This is a genomic window from Cupriavidus sp. HY129 (genome assembly GCF_059492215.1).
Genome location: NZ_CP083254.1, coordinates 2,004,138 through 2,029,870 on the forward strand (window position 1 = coordinate 2,004,138; position 25,733 = coordinate 2,029,870).

A 25,733-nucleotide genomic window follows, 5' to 3' on the forward strand; every position below is an offset into this window, starting at 1 on the left:
ATCAGGCCAGCAAACTGGCAAATGGAATGAACTGCACAACGTCGCCGCGCTGGATGGTCTGGTTCGGCGGATTGTCGATCAGGCCATCGCCCCACACGGTGGACGTCAGCACGCCTGAGCTCTGGTTCGGAAACAGATCGAGGCCGCCCGCATCGTTGACGCGCGCACGCAGAAATTCGTTGCGGCGGTCGCCGCGCGGCAGATCGAAATCCGCACGCAGCGGCAGACGACGCGGCGTCACATCCGCGACGCCCTGCAAACGCAGGATAAACGGGCGCACGAACAGCAGGAACGTAACGAAGCTCGACACGGGATTTCCCGGCAGGCCCAGGAAAAACGCGGGCAGCTCGGTGCCGTTGGCCACCTGCCCGAAGGCCAGCGGCTTGCCCGGCTTGATCGCGATCTGCCAGAGGTCCAGCCGACCTTCCGCTGTAACGGCCGGACGGATATGGTCTTCTTCGCCTACCGATACGCCGCCCGACGTGATGATCAGGTCGTTGCCCTCCGCGGCGCGGCGCAACGTATCGCGCGTGGCCGCCAGCGTGTCCGGGACGATACCGAAGTCGGTCACTTCGCAGCCGAGGTTCTCCAGCAGACCGCGCAGCGTGAACCGGTTCGAGTTGTAGATCGCGCCGGGCTTGAGCGGCTCGCCGGGCATCGCCAGTTCGTCGCCGGTAAAGAACACGGCCACGCGCACGCGGCGGACCACGTCGAGCTTTGCCTGTCCCACCGACGCGGCCAGGCCCAGCGCCTGCGGCGACAGGCGTGTGCCGGCGGGCAGGATCTCGCTGCCGGCCTCGATATCCTCGCCAGCACGGCGAATCCACTCGCCCGATGCCGGTACATGATTGACGATCACCGCGTCGCCATCGGCCTGGCACTGCTCCTGCATCACCACCGCATCGGCGCCGGGCGGAATCAGGCCGCCGGTAAAGATGCGCGCCGCGGTACCCGGGGCCAGTTCGGTGCCCACGTGGCCCGCCGGTATCCGTTGCGAGACTGGCAGCCGCGTGCCCGGCTCCGGCACATCGGCGGCACGCATCACGTAGCCGTCCATCGACGTGTTATCGGCAGGCGGCACGCGCAACGCGCTGGTGACCCCGGCCGCCAGCACCCGGCCGTTGGCCTGCAGCGTATCGACAGTTTCAGAATCGGTGATCGGGCGAACGCCGGCCATCAGGGCATCGAGCGCCTGGGCCATCGTCAGCATCGGAGGGCGCGCAGCAGTCTGGGTCATGGGATGCGTATGGGATTCAGGTTGGCTCCAAATGAAACAGCCCCCGGGCCGGGAAGCCTGGGGGCCGTGGCAGCGGAGCCCGGCAAACCCGATTGTAGCGAGTTGGCGCCGGACCGGCCGATCCTGCTGTGATAAGGGCTATTCGCCCTTCGATCACAAACCGGTGTGCTGGGCGATATACGCCTTCACGCGGTCCGCGTCGGCCGGCATCACCTCGAAGCGTTGCGGCAGCTTCTCGATACCGTCGAACGCAGCCGGACGCTCCGGTTCATGACCCAAAGCCTCGTGGATGGTTTCGGAGAACTTGGCCGGCAGCGCGGTTTCCAGTACCACCATTGGCACGCCCGGCTGCAGGTGCTCACGCGCCACCTTTACGCCATCGGCGGTATGGGTGTCGATCGTCACGCCATAGCGCTGGTTCACGTCCCGGATCGTCGCCAGACGGTCCTGGTGCGAGCTGCGGCCGGACACAAAGCCAAACTGACCGATGCGCGCGAAGTCCGGCGTGCCGGCCAGATCGAAGCCACCCTTGGTGTCGACGTCGCGGAACAACGCCACCAGCTTGTCGGCGTCCTGGCCCAGCAAATCGAACACGAAACGCTCGAAGTTCGATGCCTTCGAGATATCCATGCTCGGGCTCGACGTGTGGTACGTCTGGGCCGAGGTCCGCACGCGATACGTGCCGGTGCGGAAGAATTCGTCCAGCACGTCGTTCTCGTTGGTGGCCACCACGAGCTTGTCGATCGGCAGGCCCATCATGCGCGCGATGTGACCAGCGCAGACGTTGCCGAAGTTGCCCGACGGCACGCAGAACGACACCTTCTGTCCCGGACCGCTGGTCGCCAGCATCCAGCCCTTGAAGTAGTACACGACCTGGGCGACCACACGGGCCCAGTTGATCGAGTTGACCGTGCCAATGCACTGGCGCGCCTTGAACGCATGATCGTTCGAGACGGCCTTGACGATGTCCTGCGCGTCGTCGAACACGCCTTCGATCGCGATATTGAAGATGTTCGGATCCTGCAGGCTGAACATCTGGGCGGTCTGGAACGCGCTCATCTTGCGGTGCGGGCTCAGCATGAACACGCGAATGCCTTCCTTGCCGCGCATCGCGTATTCGGCCGCGCTGCCGGTATCGCCGGAAGTCGCGCCAAGGATGTTCAGCTTCAGGCCTGCGCGCTTGAGCGCGTACTCGAACAGGTTGCCCAGCAACTGCATCGCCATGTCCTTGAAGGCCAGCGTCGGGCCGTTGGACAGGCCCAGCAGTTGCAGCTTCGTGCCGCCCTCTTCGCCCAGTGTGCGCAACGGCGTAATGTCGGCGGTGTTGTCGCCGGCCCGCGCGTTGCAGTACACGTCCGCCGTGTAGGTCTTGCGCGTCAGCGCGCGCAGGTCCTCGGCGGGGATGTCGTCACAGAAGCGCGACAGCACCTCGAACGCCAGGTCGGCGTACGGGAGCTTGCGCCAGGCTTCGAGTTCCTCGGCCGTGATCTGCGGGTACTGCTTGGGCAGGTACAAGCCGCCATCGGGCGCCAGGCCACCGAGCAGGATCTCGGAGAACGATTGCGGCACGTCATGGCCGCGCGTCGACTGGTAATTCATGAGGCGAGTCAGGTCCGTCTGTCAGCTATCAGTTCAGTTCTTCCATGCGCAGGCGCGTGACCGGCGACAGCACGGTCTGGAGCGCTTCGATGCTGCGAATGGCGGCATTGACGTGCTTCTCGCGCGTCAGGTGCGTCAGGATGATGATGTCGGTCTGCGGTTCGCCTTCGCGCGATTCCTTCTGCAGCATCGCGTCGATGCTGATGCCGGCTTCGGCCAGGATGCGCGTGATCTCGGCAAGCACGCCGGTCTCGTCCGACACACGCATGCGCAAGTAGTACGAACTGGTGACTTCGTCGATCGGCAGCACGGGCACGTTCGACAGCTCGTCCGGCTGGAATGCCAGGTGCGGTACGCGGTGGTTCGGATCGGCGGTGTGCAGGCGGGTCACGTCGACCAGATCGGCAATCACGGCCGAGGCGGTCGGCTCGGCGCCGGCGCCCTTGCCGTAGTACAGCGTGGCGCCCACGGCATCGCCCTGCACCAGCACGGCGTTCATCGCGCCTTCCACGTTGGCGATCAGGCGCGAGGCCGGCACCAGCGTCGGATGCACGCGCAGCTCCACGCCTTCGTCGCGGCGGCGGGTGATACCAAGCAGCTTGATGCGATAGCCCAGTTCCTCGGCGTACTTGATATCGATAGCCGACAGCTTGGTAATGCCTTCCACGTGGGCGCGGTCGAACTGCACCGGCATCCCGAATGCGATCGCGCTCATCAGCGTGACCTTGTGCGCGGCGTCGATGCCTTCGATATCGAAGGTCGGATCGGCCTCAGCGTAGCCCAGTTGCTGCGCTTCCTTGAGCACGGTATCGAAATCCAGACCCTTGTCGCGCATCTCGGACAGGATGAAGTTCGTCGTGCCGTTGATGATGCCGGCGATCCACTGGATGCGGTTCGCGGTCAGGCCTTCGCGCAGCGCCTTGATGATGGGAATGCCGCCTGCCACTGCCGCCTCGAAGGCGACGATCACGCCCTTCTTGCGCGCGGCTTCGAAAATCTCGTTGCCATGCACGGCCAGCAGCGCCTTGTTGGCGGTGACCACGTGCTTGCCGTTCTCGATCGCCTTGAGCACCAGCTCGCGGGCGATGCCGTAGCCGCCGATCAGCTCGATGACGATGTCGATGTCCGGACGCGTCACCACGTCGTTCGCATCGCTGACGACGTCCACCGTCCCACCGGTCAGCTCGCGGGCGCGCTCGGTGTTAAGGTCAGCCACCACCGCAATCTCGATGCCGCGGCCTGCGCGGCGACGAATTTCCTCCTGATTGCGCTTGAGCACGTTGAACGTGCCGCTACCGACGGTACCGATGCCGAGAAGGCCGACTTTGATGGGATTCATGAACGTCTGACTCTGGTTTGCTTGATTCTGAAATGGGGACGTCCGGCGGCTCAGGCCGTACCGTGACGTTTGCGATAGCTTTCAAGGAAGCGGCCGACGCGGGTGATGGCCTCGCGCAGGTCTTCCTCGTGTGGCAGGAACACGATCCGGAAATGGTCCGGCGCGCCCCAGTTGAAGCCGGTACCCTGCACCAGCAGCACCTTCGATTCCTGCAGCAGTTCGTAAATGAACTCCTGATCGTCCTGGATCGGGTACATGGACAGGTCGAGCTTCGGGAACAGGTACAGCGCCGCCTTGGGCTTGACGCACGTAACGCCCGGAATCTTGGTAATCAGCTCATAGGCCAGATCGCGCTGGCGGCGCAGGCGGCCGCCTTCGGTCACGAGGTCGTTGATGCTCTGATACCCGCCCAGCGCCGTCTGGATCGCCCACTGGCCCGGCACATTGGCGCACAGGCGCATCGACGAGAGCATGTTCAGCCCTTCGATATAGTCGAGCGCGGGACGCTTGTCGCCCGACACCACCATCCAGCCCGCGCGGTAGCCGCACGAACGGTAGTTCTTAGACAGGCCGTTGAAGGTCACGGTCAGCACGTCCGTGGACAGCGAGCCGATCGACGTATGCGTATTGCCGTCGTACAGGACCTTGTCGTAGATCTCGTCGGCGAAGATGATCAGGCCGTGCTCGCGCGCGATGGCCACGATCTCCTTCAGCAGTTCGTCCGAATACAGTGCCCCGGTGGGGTTGTTCGGGTTGATGATGACGATGCCGCGCGTGTTCGGGGTGATCTTGCGGCGGATATCGTCGAGATCCGGCATCCACTCGTTGGCCTCGTCGCACACATAGTGCACCGGCGTGCCGCCGGACAAGCTCACCGCGGCCGTCCACAGCGGGTAGTCGGGCGCCGGCACCAGCATTTCGTCGCCGCTGTTGAGCAGCGCGTTCATCGCCATCACGATCAGCTCGGACGCGCCGTTGCCCACATAGATGTCGTCCAGCCCCACGCCCTGGATCTTCTTTTCCTGGGTGTAGTGCATGATCGCCTTGCGTGCGGCGAAGATGCCCTTGGAGTCCGAATAACCCGCCGAATTGGGCAGGTTGCGCATCATGTCCTGCTGGATCTCCTCCGGCGCGTCGAAGCCGAACACCGCCAGGTTGCCGATGTTCAGCTTGATGATCTTGTGCCCCTCTTCCTCCATTTGCTTGGCCTTTTCCAGCACCGGGCCGCGGATGTCATAGCAAACGTTCTGGAGCTTGTGCGATTTCTGGATGGGTTTCACGGCGGTGTTGGCGATGTCAGGGCAAGCTGCCGGTCTCTGGCGGCAGCGGAATCTGGGAATCTCTGGATTGTCCTGCGCGTCTGGCGGCGCGTCCGCAATGAGGCTCGCGAGGCGTGGCAGACCTGGAGGCAAAAGCTATAAGATATCGGATTATGACAGACTTCGGCACGGATTCTTGCATTGCGGCGAGCGTTTTGCCCTCCCGCGCGCACGATCCTGCCACCAACCCGTCGCCAGTCTCCCGCTACGGCCCCCCCTTCTGCACCGGGTGGCTCGCCGGACACATCCCGACGGCATGAGGCCCCCACTTGAAACTCCACGCCGACCAACCCCAGAGCCTCAATACCGTGACCGGCTACGGTCCCGGCTATATAGAAATCAATGCGATCCGGCACGAAACGGCGGTGCTCGTGATGCCCGAAGGCAGCGTCGAACCATGGCCGGTCAGCCGTTTCGAGGACCTGGAACCCGCCCATTTCGAAGCCTTGCTGCAAAAATCGCCCGAAGTCGTGCTGCTGGGCACCGGCAGCACGCTGCGCTTTCCCCACCCGCGCCTGACCGCCGCCCTCTCCCGCCTGCATATCGGCGTGGATGCAATGGACTTGCAGGCCGCATGCCGCACCTACAATATCCTCATGGCCGAGGGCCGCAAGGTTGCGGCGGTGCTGCTGGTGGAGCCGGCTGCCTGACTGGCCGGCGCAAGGCATCAGGCAGCCTGACGTGCCAGCGCGTGCCACCGGGGCCCGGGATTCCCGCCGGGTTCGGTTTACGCCACGCTTGAAGTCCGTAGAACTGCCCCAATCTGCACTCGCCATGGCCGCAAAGCCCGAGACCGACATCGGGCTGCCGCCGTCACCGATGATGCACGCCATCCCAGGAGAGCCAACAGCATGACCGTCAGTCTCAACAAGGCCATTCCCGACTTCCAGGCCCCCGCCACCGGTGGGGACTTCCGCCTTGCCGACCAGCGCGGCAAGACCACGGTGCTGTACTTCTACCCGAAGGACAACACGCCGGGTTGCACAACGGAGGCGATGAACTTCCGCGACCAGTACGAAGATTTCGAGAAGGCTGGCGCCGCGGTTTACGGCATCTCTCGCGACAGCATGAAGTCGCACGAGAACTTCAAGGCCAAGCTGGAGTTGCCGTTCGAACTGATCTCGGACGCCGACGAGGCGATCTGCCAGCTCTTCGATGTCATCAAGATGAAAAAGATGTATGGCAAGGACGTGCGCGGCATCGAGCGCAGTACGTTCATCCTCGATGCCAAGGGTGTCCTGCGCCACGAGATGCGCGGCATCAAGGTGCCGAATCACGTGGACGAAGTGCTGGAGATCGTCAAGGGGATGTGACCGGAGGCATCCTCGCGACAGTGATGCAACAGTGACGCAACGATGCGTTTTCGCCTGATTGCCAAACCGGAATCGTTCGGGTAGATTGGGTCGTAATGCGTTCAGATCCCAGTTGCCACGCTGCCGTATCGGTCCAGCCCAGCAGGCTCAGTCCCCGGGCTGGTAGCGGACCTGCCGCGTCGCGGGTCCGCAAGCAAGCCGCCATCCCTGTCCACCAGGTCTGGCGGCTTTTTTGTTTGTCCACGCCCTCAACCTCACTCTACGGTTTTCCGGTTTTCTGCCGTTCGTTGGCGTTGACGCGCCAGCCATTCCGCCCCCGTCTGTTCCCCTGAAAGGAAAGCCAAGCATGCCGCTGCCTACCATGCCCGCCAAGCCTGCCCAACTGCTGGACCCGAGCGAGTTCGCCCCGGTCACACTGCCCAAGGCCAAAGTCGCGCAGGGTAAGAAACCTGTGCCGGCCCTCGAGCGTGTGGCATTGCTCGAGACCGGCGACACCAATGCGCCTGCCACCGCGCGCGCTGGCAGCACCACCCGGGCCAAGACCACCGATACCCCGGCATCTACCAAGGCTCCGGCCGCGACGCCAGCCGTCAGCCTGGTCCAGCCCGCCGCCAGTCCCACGCGCCGCGCGCGCAAGGCCACCGGCCCGAGCAAGCTGTTCGTCCTCGACACCAACGTGCTGATGCACGATCCGTCGTCGCTGTTCCGCTTCGAAGAGCATGACATCTATCTGCCGATGATGACGCTCGAGGAACTGGACAACCACAAGAAAGGCATGAGCGAAGTCGCGCGTAACGCGCGCACGGTCAGCCGTACGCTGGACCAGCTCGTGGGAGGCACCGACGGCGTGCTCGACGAAGGGCTGCCGCTGGCCAAGCTCGGCAATCGCGACGCCCAGGGCAAGCTGTTCTTCCAGACGCGCCTGAACGACATCAAGCTGCCGGAAGGCCTGCCGCAAGGCAAGGCGGACAACCAGATCCTTGCGGTGGTGAGCGCCCTGCAGCAGCAGTACCCGGACCGCCAGGTCGTGCTGGTGTCGAAAGACATCAACATGCGTATCAAGGCGCGCGCCCTGGGCCTGCCCGCCGAGGACTACTTCAACGACCAGGTCCTGGAGGACAAGGACCTGCTCTACTCGGGCGTGCTTCAGTTGCCCAACGATTTCTGGGCCAAGCACGGCAAAGGCGTGGAAAGCTGGCAGGATCCAAAGTCCGGCACGATGTTCTATCGCCTGACCGGGCCGCTGGTGCCGTCGTTCCTGGTCAACCAGTTCGTCTACCTGGAGCCGATGGATGGCAGCCTGCCGCTCTACGCGCAGGTCAAGGAGATCAACGGCAAGACCGCCCTGCTGCAGACGCTGAAGGACTACACCCACAACAAGAACAATGTGTGGAGCGTGGTAGCCCGCAATCGCGAGCAGAACTTCGCGCTGAACTTGCTGATGAGCGCGGACGTGGACTTCGTCACGCTACTCGGCCAGGCTGGCACCGGCAAGACGCTGCTGGCGCTTGCAGCCGGCCTGGAGCAGGTGCTGGACCAGAAACTCTACAACGAGATCATCGTCACGCGCGCCACCGTGCCCGTGGGCGAGGATATCGGATTCCTGCCCGGCACCGAGGAAGAGAAGATGCAGCCCTGGATGGGCGCGTTCGACGACAACCTCGAGGTACTGCAGAAGAGCGACGACAGCGCGGGCGAGTGGGGCCGTGCCGCCACGCAGGAGTTGATCCGTTCGCGCATCAAGGTCAAGAGCATGAACTTCATGCGCGGCCGCACCTTCGTGAACAAGTTCGTGATCATCGACGAGGCGCAGAACCTGACGCCGAAGCAGATGAAAACACTGGTCACGCGGGCGGGCCCTGGCACGAAGATCGTCTGTCTGGGCAACATCGCGCAGATCGACACGCCTTACCTGACCGAAGGTTCGTCCGGCCTGACGTACGTGGTGGACCGATTCAAGGGCTGGAGCCACAGCGGTCATGTAACGCTGGCGCGCGGGGAACGCTCGCGCCTGGCCGACCACGCCGCTGACGTACTGTAGGATCGGAGCTTGCAACGCCAAACCCGCGGCTCTGGCCATCCAGACCGCGGGCGGCACGCTGCCGGGCGTGGCAACGCGAACGGCGTCGGTGTCCTGCTGACAGCAAGGACCACATGGCCCGGTTATGATTTCCGGGTGCACATGTCAACACGGAGGCGTCGATGGACAAGCAGGAAGCGTTCAATCGGTATCTCTCGAACAGCAGAACGCTGTTCTCGCGAACTGCCCGCGTAACGCGGCGCAGGCGCGTCATCGCGGCAACACTGGTGGGTATGGCCGTGACGATTGGGGCCGCACTGTGCCCCGCATTTGCTGCCGACGAGATGGTGATTCGCACCATGGGCCCTGTCAGCTACGTCTGTGGCGGCATTGCCGCGGATGAACGCGCGAAACTGGCGGCTCAGGAAAAGAACTTCAACATAGGTGTCCTGTTCACCCAGGGTGATGGCGAATACCTGTCCGACGTTGACGTAAAGATGACACTGGAAGGCCAGCCCGTGGCCAATTTCAAGGCCGGCGGCCCTCGCTGCCTCATACGTGCGCCCGAAGGCAGCTACAATATCGAGGCCAGTTACAAGGGTCAGACAAAGTCCATCAAGATCACCACCGGCACGCGTAACGCGCAATTGCGCTGGTAGGCAATCGTGGGAATGGACGCATGACCCGGCAACCGAATCAGAAGAAGGATGCCGCAGCGCCCGTTTCACTCACCCTCTCGCCGACTTTCACTATCCGCACTGTGCGCCGCGGCACTGCTGCTCGCCGCCTGCGCCGGCGGGCCGCCTGTACGTCAGGGCGCGTCGCTGCCCCGCACACCGGGCAAGCCAATCGTCGATCCCAGCGCCGGACTCGAGGAAATCTCGATTCAGGCAATGTCCCTCGTTGGCACGCCATACCGCTACGGCGGAAACACGCCTGACTCCGGATTCGATTGCAGCGGCCTGGTCCGTTACGTGGTCCAGCGCGCCGCCAGCGTCAACCTGCCGCGCACCACCGAGCAGATGGGACAACGTGGCACGTCACTCGATCGGCGCGATGTCGCTTCGGGCGATCTTGTCTTCTTCAACACGACGGGGCGCGCCAACTCTCATGTCGGCATCTACGTCGGACAGAATCGCTTTGTCCACGCCCCGGCCACCGGTGGCACCGTCCGGCTGGAAGACATGACCAAGTCGTACTGGGCGTCGCGCTACAACGGCGCACGGCGTGTCGTGGCCGCCGGCAGCCTCGATATGACCCCGGTTCCCAGCCCGGTCCCTTCGGCCCCAGCCACCCCACTCACCCCGCCCACCCCGGACGACGACGATCCGATTGCCGCATTCGCAAACCGGTAAACGAACAAGCCAGGCACGAAGCCTGGCTTGTCACTGGGATTCCGCTCGCGCTTGCCAGCGTTACAGAATCTGCTTACCGATCCACCAGGCAATGGCGGACATAAATGCCGAGGCCGGAATCGTCAGGACCCAGGCCCACACGATGTTGCCCGCCACGCCCCAGCGCACGGCCGACATCTTCTGAGCCGAGCCAACGCCGACGATCGCACCGGTGATCGTATGCGTGGTCGACACCGGCACACCCAGCGCGGAAGCAATGAACAGCGTGATCGCACCGCCCGTCTCCGCACAGAAGCCACCCACCGGCTTCAGCTTGGTGATCTTCTGACCCATCGTGCGCACGATCCGCCAACCGCCGAATAGCGTGCCCATACCGATGGCCAGGTAGCAGCTCACAATCACCCACATCGGCGGTGCAGCGCCACCCACTGCGACATGACCGCTGGCAATCAACAGCATCCAGATAATGCCGATGGTCTTCTGCGCGTCATTACCGCCATGACCCAGGCTGTAGAGCGACGCCGACACCAGTTGCAGGCGACGGAACCAGCGATCCACGCGCGACGGCGGCGTGCGGAAGAACGTCCAGCCGACGATCACCATCATGATCGAACCCAGGATGAAGCCGAGCAGCGGCGAGATCAGGATAAACGCGACGGTCTTGAGCAGGCCGTTGCCGACCAGCGCGCCCGTGCCTGCCTTGGCCACCGCAGCACCCACCAGCCCGCCGATCAGGGCATGCGAGGACGACGAAGGGATGCCATACAGCCAGGTAATCACGTTCCAGGCAATCGCCCCAACTAAGGCACCAAAAATCACGTAATGATCGACGATATTGACGTCGATGGTTCCGGTACCGACTGTGGCTGCCACCTTGAGGTGGAAAATAAAGATGGCGATCACGTTGCACATGGCCGCCATGGCCACGGCATGGTGCGGCTTGAGCACGCCCGTGGAAACCACCGTGGCGATCGAGTTGGCCGCGTCGTGGAAGCCGTTCATGAAGTCGAACAGCAGCGCAAGCGCGACCAACAGGCCGATCACCCACAAGCTCATTTGAACAGTATGCATGCGAGTACGCGCCTCAGGCGTTTTCCAGGACGATGCCTTCGATGATGTTGGCCACGTCCTCGCACTTGTCGGTAATGGACTCGAGCTGTTCGTAGATCGCCTTCAGCTTGATCAGACGCTTGACGTCGGTTTCCTCGCGGAACAGCTTCGACATCGCCGAGCGCATCACACGATCGGCCTCGGATTCGAGCTGGTCGATCTGCTGCGTGGTCTTCAGGATCGCACTGGCGTTGCCCATGTCTTCGAGCAGCGCAACGGCAATCTTCACCTGATCGCAGCACTGCACGCAGATCGCCGCCAGACGACGGGCCTCGTCGGTCAGGCTCGTCACGTCGTACAGCGAAATCGTCTCGGCCACATCCTCCATCAGGTCCAGGATGTCATCCATGGTCGTGATGAGCTTGTGAATCTCGTCGCGGTCCAGCGGGGTGATGAACGTCTTGTGCAGCAGGTCGATCGTGTCATGCGTGACGCGGTCCGCCTTCTTTTCGGTGGCCTGCACGCGCCGGGCATGGGCTTCGGCGTTGGGCAGGTCGTTGACCAGCGCCTCCAGCTCATGGGCTGCAGTCACCGCGCAATCGGCGTGCTGGTTGAAATATTCGAAGAACTTGCCCTCAGTGGGCATGAATCGACCGAACATGAAATGTCCTTGTGGCGCGCCTCAGGGCCGCGCTTGGTTGTTTTGCAAATGGGATGCAGGGCAAATTGCATGACAGCCGCGCGAGGGCGGCTGTCATCAAAGCGCAATATTTTACAGGTATGCGCCGCCCTGCGGGGTAATCACGGCGAATCAGGTGTCGTTGTCAAAGAACGCCGGGCCACCGCTAAAGTTGTCAAACTTCGTAAATTGACCCAGGAACGTGAGCCTAACGGTGCCGATTGGACCGTTACGCTGCTTGCCGATGATGATCTCGGCCGTGCCCTTGTCTTGCGAATCCGGGTTGTAAACTTCGTCGCGATAGATGAACAGAATCACGTCGGCATCCTGTTCGATAGCGCCCGACTCTCGCAAGTCGGACATTACGGGGCGCTTGTTCGGGCGCTGTTCCAGACTGCGGTTCAGCTGCGACAAGGCAATGACCGGGCAGTTGAGCTCCTTGGCCAACCCCTTCAGCGAACGCGAGATCTCCGAGATCTCGGTGGCACGGTTCTCGCCGCTACCCGAACCCGACATCAGCTGGAGGTAATCGATGATGATCAGGCCAAGCTGCCCGCATTGCCGCGCCAGACGGCGGGAACGGGCACGCAACTCCATGGGATTCAGCGCCGGCGTCTCATCGATGAACAACTGCGCGTCGTTCATGCGCTGAATCGAGTGCGTCAAGCGCGGCCAGTCCTCGTCGAGCAGTCGACCGGTACGCAGGCGATGCTGATCGAGGCGCCCCACCGAGCCCAGCATACGCATGGCCAACTGGACGCCCGCCATTTCCATCGAGAAGACCGCTACAGGCAGCCCCTGCTCGACGGCCACGTGCTCGCCAATATTCAGTGAGAATGCCGTCTTACCCATCGAGGGGCGTCCCGCCACGATGATCAGATCCCCCGCCTGCATACCACTGGTCATGCGGTCGAGGTCGATGAAACCGGTGGGTACGCCGGTCACATCGCTGGTGGAGTCACGGTGGTAAAGCTCGTCGATCCGCTCGACCACCTGCGTCAGCAGCGGCTGGATCTCCTGGAAGCCCTTCTGGCCACGCGCGCCCTCTTCGGCAATGGCGAATACTTTCGACTCGGCTTCGTCGAGCAGCTCGCGCACCTCACGCCCCTTGGGCGCGAAGGCCGCCGACGCAATGTCATCGGCGACGGTCACGAGCTTGCGCAGCACCGCACGTTCGCGCACGATTTCCGCGTAACGACGGATATTGGCCGCACTCGGCGTGTTTTGCGCCAGCGAGTTCAGGTAAGCCAGCCCTCCGACCTCCTCGGCCTTGCCGGCTCCCTGGAGCATCTCGAAGACAGTGATCACGTCGGCCGGCTTGGTCGCCGAGATCAGGCGGGCAATGCTTTGAAAGATCAGCCGATGGTCGAAACGATAGAAATCGGCTTCGGAAATGAAGTCGGCAATCCGGTCCCAGGCGGCGTTATCCAGCAGCAACCCGCCAAGTACCGATTGCTCGGCCTCGATGGAATGCGGTGGAACCTTGAGACTGTCTAGTTGGGGATCTGCGGCGGGCGCGTTCATGGGGGGCAATTATAGCGGCGCTGAGGGCCGCGCAAACAAAAAAGGCAGGAGCGCAGCTCCTGCCTTTCTGTGCATCGCGTACGCCAGACCGAGCTGGCGCACTGCTTCGCGGGGTACGGCTTAGACGTGCTCGCCCAGAACGGCCACGGTCACATCCACCACCACGTCGGTGTGCAGAGCAACGCTGACCGGGTGGTCGCCAACAACCTTCAGCGGACCGGCCGGCATGCGAACCTGAGCCTTCTCCAGCTTGAAGCCTTGACCAGCCAGGGCTTCAGCGATGTCGGCGTTGGTCACCGAACCGAACAGACGGCCGTCCACACCCGACTTCTGGGTGATCTGGACGGTCAGGCCGTTCAGCTTCTCGCCTTCGGTTTGAGCGGCAGCCAGCTTCTCGGCGGCGGCCTTTTCCAGCTCGGCGCGCTTCACTTCGAATTCGGCGATGGCGCTTTGCGTTGCGCGGCGTGCGCGCTTGGTCGGGATCAGGAAGTTACGAGCGTAACCGTCCTTCACGCGAACGATGTCACCCAGGCTACCCAGGTTGATGACTTTTTCCAGCAGAATGACTTGCATCGTGTATTTCTCCTTGCGGTCCTGGGACTATCAGTTCTTGTGCAGGTCGGTGTACGGCATCAGCGCCAGGAAGCGGGCGCGCTTGATGGCCGTATCCAGCTGACGCTGATAGTGAGCCTTGGTACCGGTCAGGCGAGCCGGCGTGATCTTGCCGTTGTCGCCGATGAAGTCCTTCAGCGTGTCCAGATCCTTGTAGTCGATCTGTTCGACGCCAGCCACGGTGAAGCGGCAGAAGCGCTTGCGCTTGAACAGCGGGTTCTGTTGCTGAAAGCGCTTCTTGTTCTTGTTGTCACGTTTGACGAATGCCATGATTCAATCCTTTTCGAATGCTTTACATCGAGTGATGTGAAAGACCAGTGTCCTGCTGTTGCGGTGCTTGTGGGCTAGAAAGCCTTCGCAATCGAGCAGCGTATCGAGCGGCAACCGCTCAAGCTGCTGGCCAACGGCGCCAATGCCCATGGCCACGATTGCGAACTCCACCTGCCGGGGCGTTTCCGCCTCCAGCGCCTCGCCGGTATGCTGCAGAATGCAGTTGACGACGGGCACTCCGGCCGGCGTATAGCGCAACGCCTCTCGCTCGACGAGCGTGGCGGTCAGCCGAAGCTGGTTCACCGCAACAATGCAGTCCGCTCTTAGGCGGGCTGGCCTTCCGTGGTCGTTTGCGCGGCCTTGCGGGCTTCTTCGCGCTGCACTTCCTTCATCATCGGCGAAGGAGCAGTCTCGGCCTTCTTGGTCTGAACGATCAGGTGACGCAGCACGGCGTCGTTGAACTTGAACGCGTGTTCGAGTTCAGCCAGCGTGTCCTTGCCGCATTCGATGTTCAGGCAAACGTAGTGAGCCTTGGCCAGCTTCTGGATCATGTAGGCCATTTGACGACGGCCCCAGTCTTCCACGCGGTGAATCTGGCCGTTTTGCGACGTGACGAGCTGCTTGTAACGCTCGATCATCGCCGGCACTTGTTCACTCTGGTCCGGATGGACGATAAATACGATTTCGTAATGACGCATTGACGCTCCTTTTGGGATGAGCCACCCGGGCGTCACGTCCGGTGCGGCAAGGTTGAGTAGCCCGCGAGTATAGCCCGGAAAGGGGCCTTCCCGCAAGAATTCGGCGCCCGGCCTGCCTCAGTACCGCTCGAAGAGCGCCTGAAGCCGGGCCGCATCGCGCCCCAGCGAAGGGTCGTCAGCCAACGCCAGCAGCAGCAGCACGCGCGCCTTGTAGGGGTTGAGGTCACCCGACGAGACGAATACGCCACCTATCGGTCGCGGCGGTGCGGGGATTGCCACATGACCAGCACCGGTACGCGAACTACGCGCCACCGCTATACCACATGCCGCGGCGTCGACCAGCGCGGCCGTCAGCGTTTCGTGCACGGAACCGTTGCCAGCCGCGGCCACGACGAACCCTAGCACGCCTGCGGCCACCATCGCGTCGATAGCTACCCTCCCCGGCTGCGCATAGCTGGCGACGATCTCCACCAACGGCCATACAGCGGGCACCGGCAAGCGCGGCGCCTGACCAGGACCCGGGGTGCGCGAGAAATGGACGTAGGTATCCTGCACAAAGCCAAGCGGACCGGCAACTGGCGAATGGAAAGCATCGACAGCCGACGTATGCGCCTTGACGACATCACGCGCGGCATGAATCTGCTGATTCAGGACCACGAGCACACCCTTGCCAACCGCCGCCGGGCTTGCCGCCACGCGCACCGCATCGAGCAGGTTCAGCGGCCCGTCAGCCGAAAGCGATGTCGATGGGCGCATGGCCGCAGTCATCACGACAGGCAACGGGCAAGCCTGCGTCAGATGCAGGAACATCGCCGTCTCTTCCAGCGTGTCAGTGCCATGTGTGATCACGATTCCGGCGACATCGGCCTGCGCGGACCAATACCCGATTCGCGCGGCAAGCAACCGCCAGAGATCGAACATCATGTCCTTGCTGTCCACCTGCGCCACCTGCTCCGCTTCGACCCGCGCCACATCTGCCAGCGCGGGCACTGCCTGCACAAGTTGCGATACAGGTACTGTCGCAGCCTGATAGTGCGCGCTACTGGCAGGATTAGCGGACGAACCGGCGATGGTGCCGCCAGTCGCGAGCACAACGATACGAGGCAGGAGTACGGACATGGACGGGGTTGACGGAGCTTGAAGGCGGGCCGATTGTAACTGCGCGAACGCTTGGCCGAACCCGTGGCAAACCCGTGGGCCTCACCCCACGGAACTACTCGTGTTGAGCCGGCTGCGCAAAATGTGCTTGCACTTCACCCGATACTGTATAAAATCACAGCATACTGTTTAAACATACAGTGCTTCGGCACAAGACCTGCGACCCATGGCGACCCTGACACCCCGGCAGCAGCAGATTTTCGACCTGATCCGCGACACGATCCGCAACACGGGCTTTCCGCCCACTCGTGCTGAGATCGCCGCCGAATTCGGCTTCTCCTCCCCCAATTCGGCCGAGGAACACCTGCGGGCTCTGGCGCGCAAGGGCGTGATCGAGCTGACGCCGGGCGCATCGCGAGGCATTCGCCTGAAGGTGACGCGTAGCGACTCTGAACGACCCGATCAGTTCTCGTTACCGATGGCGGGTGTGCTGCAACTGACATTGCCATTAGTCGGTCGTGTCGCAGCTGGCAGCCCGATTCTGGCTGCCGAGCATATCGACCGGCAGTATCAAGTCGATGCCTCTGTCTTTGACGAGCGCCCCGACTATCTACTTCGCGTTCGCGGCCTGAGCATGCGCGACGCCGGCATTCTGGATGGCGACCTGCTTGCCGTGAAGAAAGCCAGCGAAGCTGCGAACGGTAAGGTTGTCGTCGCCCGTCTGGGCGATGACGTCACCGTCAAACGCTTGAAGAAACGCGGCGATACGATCGAGTTGATCGCCGAGAACCCCGACTTCCAGAACATCGTCTTGCATGCAGGACGTGATGAGTTCTCCCTGGAGGGTATCGCAGTTGGCCTGATCAGATCTTCAGGCTTCTGACTCTCCGGACCCAGGCAGCTGGCCACCTGCCCCGGTCACCCGCTTTTGCTTTGCCAACGCCGCCCCGTCCTTTACGGACGACGGGTGCGGACTTCTGCTGAACGCAAATTACGAGGTGTTGCCATGCTGCAATCCGAAACCGTCGCATCCCGCCGTCCGGTCAAGCCGGTCCCCTTCCGCCAGATCAAGGGCGTTCGCGTCTACCAGGGCACCCATCGCCGCACCATGGTCGGCAATATGGCCGCCATCTGCCGAATGCTCGAGCTTGCTGAACCCTCCTCGAAAACTCTTGATTGAGGCAGCCCGCTCTCTTCCGCCACCATGCACTGCAGCGCATTGCTGCATGTACGGGCGATGATGGCCCCGGGACCCGACGCTGATCGGGGCCCGACCATCATCAATCTGACTCGACATTAATCGGCCAACGGCGCGCCGAACCAATCGGACGCGAGGTCTGCCTCAAAGGCAGCCAGCCAGGTCGCAGCCCCGCTAGCGCCTCCTTTGTATTTCTGCAACTGACCGCCGACCACGCGTTCGACAGTCACCATATCCGCAGCCCCCTCCCCCGGATTGAGCGCGTACGCAACCGCGAATTTGAAATCCTCGGGGACGAATCCGTGCCTGGCGCAAATGGACTCCAGAGCCTCCCGCACATCGGGAGAGAGTTCGTGAAATCTGAGCGTCATGCTTCTCCTCCGCAGCATCTGCAATTCCTGATCTTTACAGATTATTTGCCCGATTTCGCGACGTCGCGCATTTTCCTGACCATTCGTAGTTCTTTGGGCCAATGAAAATTTCTCGCTCTCCGGCTAGGGTAACAACCGAGAACGTCGATCGTGGCGGAAAGCGCCAACCCAGCATAGTTTTGCCCCATTCGATCCGACGATGACGAGAGGTTGAAGCCTTTCGTCCCTCCCACGCCCCTATACCGCACAGCACCTTCAGGAGATGCACGATGGCCAAGCACGATACGTCAGGGCTCGCCAGCCTGTCGCCTTTCGAACTCAAGGACGAACTCATCAAGTTGGCAGGAAGCGTATCGAATCGCCTGATGCTAAACGCCGGGCGAGGTAATCCGAATTTTCTGGCAACCATCCCGCGACATGGTTTCTGGCAGCTCGGCCAGTTCGCCATGATCGAATCGGAAAGGTCATTTTCGTATTTGCCAGAAGGTGTCGGCGGTTTCCCGCGACGCGCAGGTATCGAGGAGCGGTTCGACCTTTATGCCCGCGTGCACAAGGACGTTCCCGGCGTCAAGTTCCTGACCGGGGCCGTATCGTATGTGCGCGACCAGCTCGGTCTGGATGGCGGTGATTTCCTGTACGAAATGTGCGAAGGGATCCTGGCCTGCAACTATCCGGTTCCCGACCGGATGCTCCGACTGAGCGAGAAGATCGTCAAACAGTACATCCGCAAGGAAATGATTGGCGCGCATCCGTTCCTGGGCGATTTCGACCTGTACGCCGTGGAAGGCGGAACCGCCGCGATGACGTACCTCTTCAATTCGTTGAAGGTCAATCATCTGATCAATCCCGGTGACACGATCGCACTGGGAATGCCGATCTTCACGCCGTATATCGAAATTCCGGAACTGGCCGAATACCACCTGACCGAGGTTTCGATCGATGCCGACCCCGCAAGTGGATGGCAGTACCCGAAGAAGGAACTCGACAAGCTGCGAGATCCCAAGGTTAAGGCGTTTTTCCTGGTGAACCCCAGCAATCCGCCTTCCGTAAAAATGAGCGATGAAAGCCTGAAATACATCGCCAGCATCGTTGAAGAACGCCCAGATCTGATTCTCCTGACAGACGATGTGTACGGTACCTTCGCCGACAATTTCGTCTCGCTGTTTGCGATGTGTCCCAAGAACACGCTCCTGGTGTATTCGTACTCCAAGTACTTCGGTGCCACTGGCTGGCGCCTCGGCGTTATTGCCACCCACAAGTCGAATCTCTTCGACGAGCAACTGGCGAACCTACCCAAGAATATTCAGAAGGATCTGAACAAGCGCTATTCCTCCATCACCACCGAACCGGAGAAGCTGCCCTTTATCGACCGAGTGGTTGCCGACAGCCGCACGGTGGCACTGAACCATACCGCCGGTCTTTCCACGCCGCAGCAGGTGCAGATGGTGCTGTTCTCCCTGTTCTCGCTGATGGATTCCGCCGACCACTACAAGCAAACCATGAAGCGGCTGATCAGAAGCCGCAAGGCCGCGCTCTATCGCGGCATGGGCGTTGCGCCGGAACCCGTCGACGAGAACGTGGTCGACTACTACACGCTGCTCGATGTCGAACAAATGAGCCGCGAAGTCGGCGCCGATTTCGTCAAATGGTTGCTCGAATCGATTCAGCCGCATGAGCTCCTGTTCAGACTCGCTGAGGAAGCCGGCGTGGTCCTGTTGCCTGGCGGTGGCTTCGGCACCCGTCACCCCTCTGGTCGCGTTTCGCTCGCCAATCTGAATGAAGAGGACTACGTGAAGATCGGGCGCTCGGTGCGCAAGCTGCGCGACGAATATCTGGCGCGATACCAGGAGTCCGGCGGCAAGACGCAGAAGCCGAAAAAGAAATAACCCGGTCGCGGCAAGGCAGTTCTGACTAATCAGTCTACAAATACAGGAGTAGGCTATGACCTGGTTTGTCTCCACCCTCAAGGCGTACCCCGAGATCGCGATTTTTCTCGCACTGGGAATCGGCTACTGGGTAGGCGGGAAGAGCTACAAGGGGTTCAGCCTGGGCGCCGTGACATCGACGCTGCTGGTGGCGATCGTCATCGGCATCCTCGGCGTGAAGATCTCCGCGAACGTGAAATCCGTCTTTTTCCTGATGTTTCTGTTTGCGGTGGGCTATGGCGTCGGCCCGCAGTTCGTTCGCGGCATTGCGAAGGATGGCATTCCCCAAGCCATTTTTGCTGCGATAGTCGCGGTGCTGTGTCTCGCCGCATCAATCATTGCGGCGATGGTCGCCGGATACGATCTCGGGTCGGCAGCCGGATTGTTTGCGGGTTCGCAGACAATCTCGGCTTCCATGGGTCTCGCCACTGATGCCATCAATCGCCTGGGCCGATCTCCGGAAGAGGCCAAACAGCTTCTGGACGGCATGCCGATCGCCTATGCGGTCACGTATATCTTCGGTACAGTCGGCTCGGCAATTCTCCTGGCGCAGATCGGCCCCAAACTGCTTGGCATCGACCTTGTAGCTGCCTGCAAGGATTATGAGCAGCAACTTGGAGCCGGAGCAGACGGAGAAGGCACCGAATGGCATGAGTTTGAGCTGCGAGCCTACGCGCTGGCCCCCCACAGCCCATACATCGGCAAGTCCGTAGCCGAACTGGAGGCCAGCACGGCCGAAGGCGTACGCGCCTTTATCGAACGCATTCGCCGAGGCGGCAAGATTATCGAGGCACAACTCGATACCGTTCTGGAGCCTGGCGATATCGTCGCAATAGGCGGAAAGCGCGATCAACTGATTGCCAGACTGGGACCAAGCGGCCGGGAAGTGGAAGACTCAGAACTGCTCAATGTGCAGACGGAGGGTGTGGACATCTATATCACCAACAAGGAGGTTGATGGCCACACGCTGCAGGAGATGTCTCGGTGGCCCGGTGCGCGTGGAATTTTCCTGAAGAAGATCAAGCGCGGACCAACGGAAACAGTCATCCCCGTACTGCCGAAAACCAAGCTCTACCGCGGTGACGTCATCACCGTGGTCGGCCGCACGCAGGACATCAATGCAACGGCAAAGCATGTCGGATATATCGACCGCCCGACGACGGTGACCGACGTGGCATTCGTGTCGCTGGCGATTACCGTCGGCGCATTTATCGGCGCCATCGTGATCAACGTCGCCGGTATTCCCCTGACGCTTTCCACGGCAGGTGGCGCGCTGATCGCGGGTATTATCTTCGGTTGGTACCGGGCCATTCACCCGACTTTCGGACGCATACCTGAACCGACTCTTTGGTTCATGAACTCGGTTGGCCTCAATGTGTTCATCGCGGTCGTCGGTATTTCCGCGGGCCCTGGCTTTATTGCCGGCCTGCAGAAACTCGGTGTCAGCCTCTTCCTCTGGGGTATTTTCGCCACATCGGTTCCGCTGATTATCGGCATGTACCTGGCCAAGTACGTCTTCCGCTTTCATCCGGCACTCGTGCTTGGAGTCTGTGCCGGCGCGCGCACAACCACTGCTGCGCTCGGCATGATCTGCGAGACGGCAAAAAGCCAAGTGCCAGGCCTTGGATATACCGTGACCTACGCTGTGGGCAACACCCTGCTGACAATCTGGGGGATGGTCGTCATCATGATACTTTCATGAGCGTTTGCGCCGCTCAAGCTGCATTTGGGCGGTGCAGACCGGCTTCAGGGGATTGAAGCGATCAAATCGACCGACTGGTTATCCAAGCCCGGTCTTTGCTGGGGCATCGAGTTGAGGCTCGATGCCCCAGTCGCCATGTAGATACCAATCTTCGCCGAGCAATTCGGCGGGGTGCTGTGTGCGGCTTGAGCCATTGCCACAGCCCATTGCATCGGTCGAACAGAATTTGTCGCACCCCCAGCACACGCGCTCCGGGTGTGCGGGATGCAGGGGAAACTTCTTAGCCATGACAAGCGAGAGAGGCTGTTGTCCGATGGCTTGATAGTAGCCCTGGCGAATCTGGACGTACGACTGATTGCGGGGATAGTTGATCCAACGCAAGCGCGCCTATCCCTCGTCCACAAGAAGCTTTGCCGAAATGCAAAACAGCGCCCGGAGGCGCTGTTTTGACGACAATTCTTTGGGGTGGCTGATGGGACTCGAACCCACGACGACAGGAATCACAATCCTGGACTCTACCAACTGAGCTACAGCCACCGTAGAGATTCTTCGCTGCCGGCACTGCCGTTCAACGAAGAACAAGACTATACATGGCTTTTGATTCTGTGGCTAGTATCACGCACAAAAAATTCGACAACGCTTCCAGATGCTTTATCGACTTCCCTGCCACTTTGCCTCCAGCAGCACAGCTTCCTTGATGGCGGCGATCGTCTCTGCCTCGGTCGGATACAGGGCCAGCAGTCGCTTCGACTTGCCGTTAAGTACATCACTCTGTAGCGCCCTGCCTGATTCGGCCGAAATCCCCGCGTGCCAGCAGTAACGCGCCGTCCATTTCCCGTCCTGTAGTTGCTCGACTACCCATATCACCCGGCAGCCCTCGAAAACTTCGCCGAACGGCTCTTCTGATCCCATTCTGAACCTCCAGGATTCGCTTCCGGGCGCACTCACGGCACTTGCATGCGCAAATGCTTTGGGAGCGACCGGCCAACCCCTACTCTTCTATTCCTCCACTGAGACCACGCCAGACATCGTCGTGGTTCAGCCCGAGCGTCACTCTCATGACACCGGTCGGCATCCTAGCATGGTGGCAGCGCCTGCTCTTCAGTTCTATTACCCGAGAATCACCCCAACAACCGACAAGCACGCGCGTTGAATTTCTTGAGTTTGGATTGATTGCAATCCGCGCTGGCAATGTGAACTGCCTGCCCCACCAATGCAGGGTACAACCTGAAGGCGGTGCTGATAGATACTCTTTCGCGAGGGAAATTGACCCCCCTCGACATTCCCGTCAGGCGACTCTCGAACAAGCGTCGCCTGTTTTTTTGTCAGGCCAGGATAATTGGAATAATTCGTTGCCGGCCAATTATATTATTTCCACCCGACAGGCACGGAACTCTTTCACCACATGTGCGTCGAAGCGCTGTGTCCGAAAAGCATCCTCACAGGTATGGAGACAAAAAAAGAGCCCGCAGCGCGGACTCTCAATTTGCGATCTCAATGCCCTGAAGGCGCTTTCAATGTAGTCGCTGCATGCAGCACACACTATCCGGGCAAACCCAAGGGTCGAGATGTGACGAAACAGGCCCAACAAGAAAAAACAGCCCGCACAAGGCGGGCTGCAAAATCAGTTGAAGAAAGCCCTGTATTCGAGGGCAGGCACAGTTTAAGAACATGAGGCGCCACTGGCGAATTAGGGGAATCCCTTTGCCGGCGCGGGTTTCGGACGGTCCGACGGGCGCAAACGGCTCAGCAGCATACATTTGCGCCCGATCGCATGGCACGAGCGTTCGTTTTTAGAACCTTTCCTCGACATGCAGAAATCTGACTGACATCAAATTACGCCGCTTCCTGGAGGCCTGGACGAAGGTGTGAGCGCGCCTCCTCGAACAGGGCATCAACATCTGCACGGGAGCGCGCTGCGTTCATTCGACGGGCATCGGAAAGCACACGGCGCCAACCACGGCCACCATAGATTCCGCGATGGAGGCCAAGCATATGGCGCGTTGCAGCCCCCATATACCCGCCCTTCTCCACGAGATCGCCGATATATGCCTGCATCGCCAGTTCGGCCATTTCGCGCGTCACGTTAGGCTCAGTCCCGCCATAGAAACGCGCATCCATTTCCGACAGGAAATAGGGATCGTGATAAGCCTGACGCCCGATCATTACGCCGTCGACGTGCCTCAGGTGCTCGTCTATTTCACCGTACGAAACAACGCCACCATTAATCAGGATCTCCAGATGTGGAAATTCCCGCTTTAGCTCATAGGCAACTTCATATCGCAGCGGTGGAATTTCGCGATTCTCCTTTGGGCTCAGCCCCTTCAGAATCGCATTGCGCGCGTGGACGATAAATATGTCACAGCCGGCCTCCGCAATGGTGCCGACAAAATCACGCACAAATCCGTAGTGTTCGATCGTATCAATGCCGATGCGGTGCTTGACCGTCACCGGCACCGACACGACATCGCGCATTGCCTTCACACAGTCGGCCACAAGCTGCGGTTCGGCCATCAGGCACGCACCAAACGCACCGCGTTGCACGCGCTCGGACGGACAACCGCAGTTCAGATTGATTTCCTTGTAGCCCCATTGCTCGCCCAGTTTTGCCGCCTGGGCAAGGTCCGCCGGCTCGCTACCGCCAAGCTGCAGCGCCACGGGTTGCTCCGCCGCACTGAAATCGAGATGCCGCGCGACATCGCCGTGCAGCAGCGCACCAGTCGTCACCATCTCCGTATAGAGCCAGGTGTATTGACTCAGGGCGCGGTGAAACGTCCGACAATGGCGATCAGTCCAGTCCATCATGGGCGCCACAGAAATTCTACGGGGCCTGATATTTCCTTGGATTCCGCCTCTGGAATCGGTTTGCGGGGTGCTGCTGGTCTGTTCCATTGCCTACTGATTCTGCCTGTTTCGTCCCATTTTCCGGGTAAAGCGCCACGATATAGCACCACTATTACTCGTGTAGCACCGGGGCCATGGGGACGATCATGCAACGCGTGCGAAAGGACGGAAGTATAGGGTACACCGCGCAGATTCGCCTGAAGCAAGGCGGCGGCGTGATGTTCACCGAGGCCAAGACGTTTGACCGGAAACAGGCGACCCCGTGAGCACCGCCTTTACCCGCGCCTGCAAAATGCTCGAAATCGGCAACCTGCACTTCCATGACATGCGGAACGAGGCAGCATGTGCTCCCAGCACTTTCAGCCCAGGCCTATGGACCACCTGGCGCGACGTAAGCAGAATCAAAACGCCACTAGCGCGCTCAACCCCCGCTATCTGCATAGCGCCCCTCGTCGGGCGCTTTTTTCTGCGACATCGACGCGGCCCGGACTATGGCGTTTCGAGAAGTGCATACACCACGACACGTACGCACCGGAGAATCTGGGGCGCTCGATTGCATAGATGGACAGCAGGATAAGAACGACAGAATCCCTGGAACCTGCCGCAGAAGAACCAACTCTGATTGAGCTCGCTCGCATATTCGCCGAAAAGAGCTCGCAAATTCCCGACATCATCCCGCCTTACATTGCATCGTCTCTTGTAGCGAACGAACGACGTTACTACTACGTAGCTGGCAAAGACCACCAAGGCAGGCCACGCCTTTTCGAGGTGTTTCTGGTGAAGCCGACAGGTGAGTTGGATGCAGTTCCAGCATGTCTTTACCCTGGAGCCGTCCTCGAGCTATTTCCTACAGACCTCCAGATATTGGCCTCACCAGACCCCTGGGGAGGCAAAGTCCCGGACCTGACGACCACGCAGATTGCGGACGGACTACAGTCGATTTATCTCGACGAGCAACGGAACGACTAGCTCTAGTGCGAGCGGTAGGACTCACCGATGAAATCCCCTGCCCCAGCGCTGCTCCTGCTCGTCTTGGCCGTCTCAGTATTCAACGGCGCCGTCTTCGCAGCACAGCCCATCAACGGGTTCCGCGGTTTGCGCTGGGGTGATCCTGTCTCGTCAATCCCGAATGCCCGGAAAACTCAGAGTCTTGCAATAGGGGAGCACTGTTATGAGCGACCAGACGACACGCTCACAATGGGCAAGGCAACCTTGAGCGACATCCGATATTGCTTCTACAAGGACCGGTTCTCTTCTTTGGTCATTACGTTCCCGAGCGAACGCGACGGCGACGCGATAAAGCTGGCGCTAACCGAAGCATACGGTGTACCCAGCCAGCCCCATCCCGATCTGAAACACCATTACCGATGGCGCACATCCAAGGCCGAAGCCATCCTGGAGTATCGTCCTGAAGGTGGCGCGTTCATCGCCAACTCGGAGGCCCTCCGCCGCGAACGCAAGAACGAAATCAGGTCTAGCACCAAGAACCGCAGCGCCGACCGCTAGGGCGGCCTCGAAGTGGACGTCCGGCCTTTTACTCGTCGCGACGCTCATGGAAATGTGCGCCTCCTCAGTGTTGA

General features: G+C 61.0%; 26 protein-coding genes and 1 tRNA gene. 10 read left to right on the forward strand and 17 right to left on the reverse strand.

What is annotated here, in order from left to right:
• Nucleotide 1: 1 nt before the first annotated feature.
• From K6G35_RS09055 to K6G35_RS09070, 4 genes are all read right to left on the reverse strand, one after another.
• Nucleotides 2-1,237, reverse strand: a complete 1,236-nt coding sequence (locus K6G35_RS09055) for a molybdopterin molybdotransferase MoeA (protein WP_186425039.1) — start codon at nt 1,235-1,237, stop codon at nt 2-4.
• Between the two features lie 153 nt (nt 1,238-1,390).
• On the reverse strand, nt 1,391-2,836 hold the full coding sequence (gene thrC, locus K6G35_RS09060; protein WP_186425038.1) for a threonine synthase: 1,446 nt from the start codon (nt 2,834-2,836) through the stop codon (nt 1,391-1,393).
• A 28-nt stretch (nt 2,837-2,864) separates the two neighbouring features.
• Nucleotides 2,865-4,175: a homoserine dehydrogenase gene (locus K6G35_RS09065; RefSeq protein WP_008650684.1), complete on the reverse strand. Its 1,311-nt coding sequence runs from the start codon at nt 4,173-4,175 to the stop codon at nt 2,865-2,867.
• A 50-nt stretch (nt 4,176-4,225) separates the two neighbouring features.
• On the reverse strand, nt 4,226-5,455 hold the full coding sequence (locus tag K6G35_RS09070) for a pyridoxal phosphate-dependent aminotransferase (protein ID WP_008650683.1): 1,230 nt from the start codon (nt 5,453-5,455) through the stop codon (nt 4,226-4,228).
• A 308-nt stretch (nt 5,456-5,763) separates the two neighbouring features.
• Here K6G35_RS09070 and K6G35_RS09075 point away from each other — a divergent pair, with 308 nt between their 5' ends.
• The 5 genes from K6G35_RS09075 to K6G35_RS09095 all read left to right on the forward strand — a co-directional run bounded on the left by K6G35_RS09075 (nt 5,764) and on the right by K6G35_RS09095 (nt 10,182).
• Nucleotides 5,764-6,144, forward strand: a complete 381-nt coding sequence (locus tag K6G35_RS09075) for an Mth938-like domain-containing protein (protein WP_008650682.1) — start codon at nt 5,764-5,766, stop codon at nt 6,142-6,144.
• A 201-nt stretch (nt 6,145-6,345) separates the two neighbouring features.
• On the forward strand, nt 6,346-6,807 hold the full coding sequence (locus tag K6G35_RS09080) for a peroxiredoxin (protein WP_008650681.1): 462 nt from the start codon (nt 6,346-6,348) through the stop codon (nt 6,805-6,807).
• Nucleotides 6,808-7,153: 346 nt separating this feature from the next.
• Entirely contained in the window at nt 7,154-8,848 is a 1,695-nt protein-coding gene (locus tag K6G35_RS09085) for a PhoH family protein (protein WP_008650680.1), read from the forward strand.
• A gap of 161 nt (nt 8,849-9,009) precedes the next feature.
• A complete protein-coding gene (locus tag K6G35_RS09090; RefSeq protein ID WP_008650679.1) occupies nt 9,010-9,486 on the forward strand; it encodes a hypothetical protein in 477 nt (158 codons plus the stop codon).
• Between the two features lie 48 nt (nt 9,487-9,534).
• Entirely contained in the window at nt 9,535-10,182 is a 648-nt protein-coding gene (locus K6G35_RS09095; protein ID WP_035882576.1) for a C40 family peptidase, read from the forward strand.
• 60 nt (nt 10,183-10,242) lie between these two features.
• Here the strand turns inward: K6G35_RS09095 and K6G35_RS09100 are convergent, their stop codons facing one another.
• The 8 genes from K6G35_RS09100 to K6G35_RS09135 form a co-directional block, all read right to left on the reverse strand.
• A complete protein-coding gene (locus tag K6G35_RS09100; RefSeq protein ID WP_008650677.1) occupies nt 10,243-11,253 on the reverse strand; it encodes an inorganic phosphate transporter in 1,011 nt (336 codons plus the stop codon).
• Between the two features lie 13 nt (nt 11,254-11,266).
• Entirely contained in the window at nt 11,267-11,893 is a 627-nt protein-coding gene (locus K6G35_RS09105) for a DUF47 domain-containing protein (RefSeq protein WP_008650676.1), read from the reverse strand.
• A 150-nt stretch (nt 11,894-12,043) separates the two neighbouring features.
• A complete protein-coding gene (locus tag K6G35_RS09110) occupies nt 12,044-13,435 on the reverse strand; it encodes a replicative DNA helicase (protein ID WP_008650675.1) in 1,392 nt (463 codons plus the stop codon).
• A 120-nt stretch (nt 13,436-13,555) separates the two neighbouring features.
• A complete protein-coding gene (gene rplI, locus K6G35_RS09115; RefSeq protein ID WP_495675593.1) occupies nt 13,556-14,008 on the reverse strand; it encodes a 50S ribosomal protein L9 in 453 nt (150 codons plus the stop codon).
• Nucleotides 14,009-14,038: 30 nt separating this feature from the next.
• Nucleotides 14,039-14,317 carry a 30S ribosomal protein S18 gene (gene rpsR / locus K6G35_RS09120; protein ID WP_006163606.1) on the reverse strand — a complete coding sequence of 93 codons (279 nt, stop codon included), beginning with the start codon at nt 14,315-14,317 and terminating at the stop codon, nt 14,039-14,041.
• Nucleotides 14,318-14,320: 3 nt separating this feature from the next.
• Complete coding sequence (gene priB, locus K6G35_RS09125) at nt 14,321-14,620, reverse strand: primosomal replication protein N (protein WP_495675594.1); 300 nt, start codon at nt 14,618-14,620, stop codon at nt 14,321-14,323.
• 20 nt (nt 14,621-14,640) lie between these two features.
• On the reverse strand, nt 14,641-15,015 hold the full coding sequence (rpsF, locus tag K6G35_RS09130; protein WP_008650672.1) for a 30S ribosomal protein S6: 375 nt from the start codon (nt 15,013-15,015) through the stop codon (nt 14,641-14,643).
• Between the two features lie 117 nt (nt 15,016-15,132).
• A complete protein-coding gene (locus K6G35_RS09135; RefSeq protein ID WP_040011238.1) occupies nt 15,133-16,134 on the reverse strand; it encodes an asparaginase in 1,002 nt (333 codons plus the stop codon).
• A 205-nt stretch (nt 16,135-16,339) separates the two neighbouring features.
• Between K6G35_RS09135 and lexA the strand changes: the two genes are divergently transcribed.
• Both lexA and K6G35_RS09145 read left to right on the forward strand, forming a co-directional pair.
• Complete coding sequence (gene lexA, locus K6G35_RS09140) at nt 16,340-16,996, forward strand: transcriptional repressor LexA (protein WP_008650670.1); 657 nt, start codon at nt 16,340-16,342, stop codon at nt 16,994-16,996.
• Nucleotides 16,997-17,119: 123 nt separating this feature from the next.
• On the forward strand, nt 17,120-17,293 hold the full coding sequence (locus K6G35_RS09145) for a hypothetical protein (RefSeq protein WP_008650669.1): 174 nt from the start codon (nt 17,120-17,122) through the stop codon (nt 17,291-17,293).
• Between the two features lie 116 nt (nt 17,294-17,409).
• On the opposite strand, the gene K6G35_RS09150 is transcribed toward K6G35_RS09145, so the two are convergent.
• Nucleotides 17,410-17,682: a hypothetical protein gene (locus K6G35_RS09150; RefSeq protein ID WP_495675595.1), complete on the reverse strand. Its 273-nt coding sequence runs from the start codon at nt 17,680-17,682 to the stop codon at nt 17,410-17,412.
• Nucleotides 17,683-17,951: 269 nt separating this feature from the next.
• Between K6G35_RS09150 and K6G35_RS09155 the strand changes: the two genes are divergently transcribed.
• Together K6G35_RS09155 and aspT are read left to right on the forward strand one after the other, a co-directional pair.
• Complete coding sequence (locus K6G35_RS09155; protein ID WP_008650666.1) at nt 17,952-19,568, forward strand: bifunctional aspartate transaminase/aspartate 4-decarboxylase; 1,617 nt, start codon at nt 17,952-17,954, stop codon at nt 19,566-19,568.
• A 55-nt stretch (nt 19,569-19,623) separates the two neighbouring features.
• Nucleotides 19,624-21,309 carry an aspartate-alanine antiporter gene (gene aspT, locus K6G35_RS09160; protein WP_008650662.1) on the forward strand — a complete coding sequence of 562 codons (1,686 nt, stop codon included), beginning with the start codon at nt 19,624-19,626 and terminating at the stop codon, nt 21,307-21,309.
• A 78-nt stretch (nt 21,310-21,387) separates the two neighbouring features.
• Here aspT and K6G35_RS09165 read toward each other — a convergent pair whose 3' ends face one another.
• The 4 genes from K6G35_RS09165 to dusA all read right to left on the reverse strand — a co-directional run bounded on the left by K6G35_RS09165 (nt 21,388) and on the right by dusA (nt 24,114).
• Nucleotides 21,388-21,597 carry a DUF3079 domain-containing protein gene (locus K6G35_RS09165; RefSeq protein WP_008650658.1) on the reverse strand — a complete coding sequence of 70 codons (210 nt, stop codon included), beginning with the start codon at nt 21,595-21,597 and terminating at the stop codon, nt 21,388-21,390.
• 173 nt (nt 21,598-21,770) lie between these two features.
• Nucleotides 21,771-21,846, reverse strand: a tRNA-His gene (locus K6G35_RS09170).
• A 114-nt stretch (nt 21,847-21,960) separates the two neighbouring features.
• Entirely contained in the window at nt 21,961-22,221 is a 261-nt protein-coding gene (locus K6G35_RS09175; protein WP_008650643.1) for a hypothetical protein, read from the reverse strand.
• A gap of 924 nt (nt 22,222-23,145) precedes the next feature.
• Nucleotides 23,146-24,114, reverse strand: a complete 969-nt coding sequence (gene dusA, locus K6G35_RS09180) for a tRNA dihydrouridine(20/20a) synthase DusA (RefSeq protein ID WP_051705377.1) — start codon at nt 24,112-24,114, stop codon at nt 23,146-23,148.
• 1,035 nt (nt 24,115-25,149) lie between these two features.
• Here dusA and K6G35_RS09185 point away from each other — a divergent pair.
• Nucleotides 25,150-25,659: a hypothetical protein gene (locus tag K6G35_RS09185; RefSeq protein ID WP_495675596.1), complete on the forward strand. Its 510-nt coding sequence runs from the start codon at nt 25,150-25,152 to the stop codon at nt 25,657-25,659.
• Nucleotides 25,660-25,733: the final 74 nt, after the last annotated feature.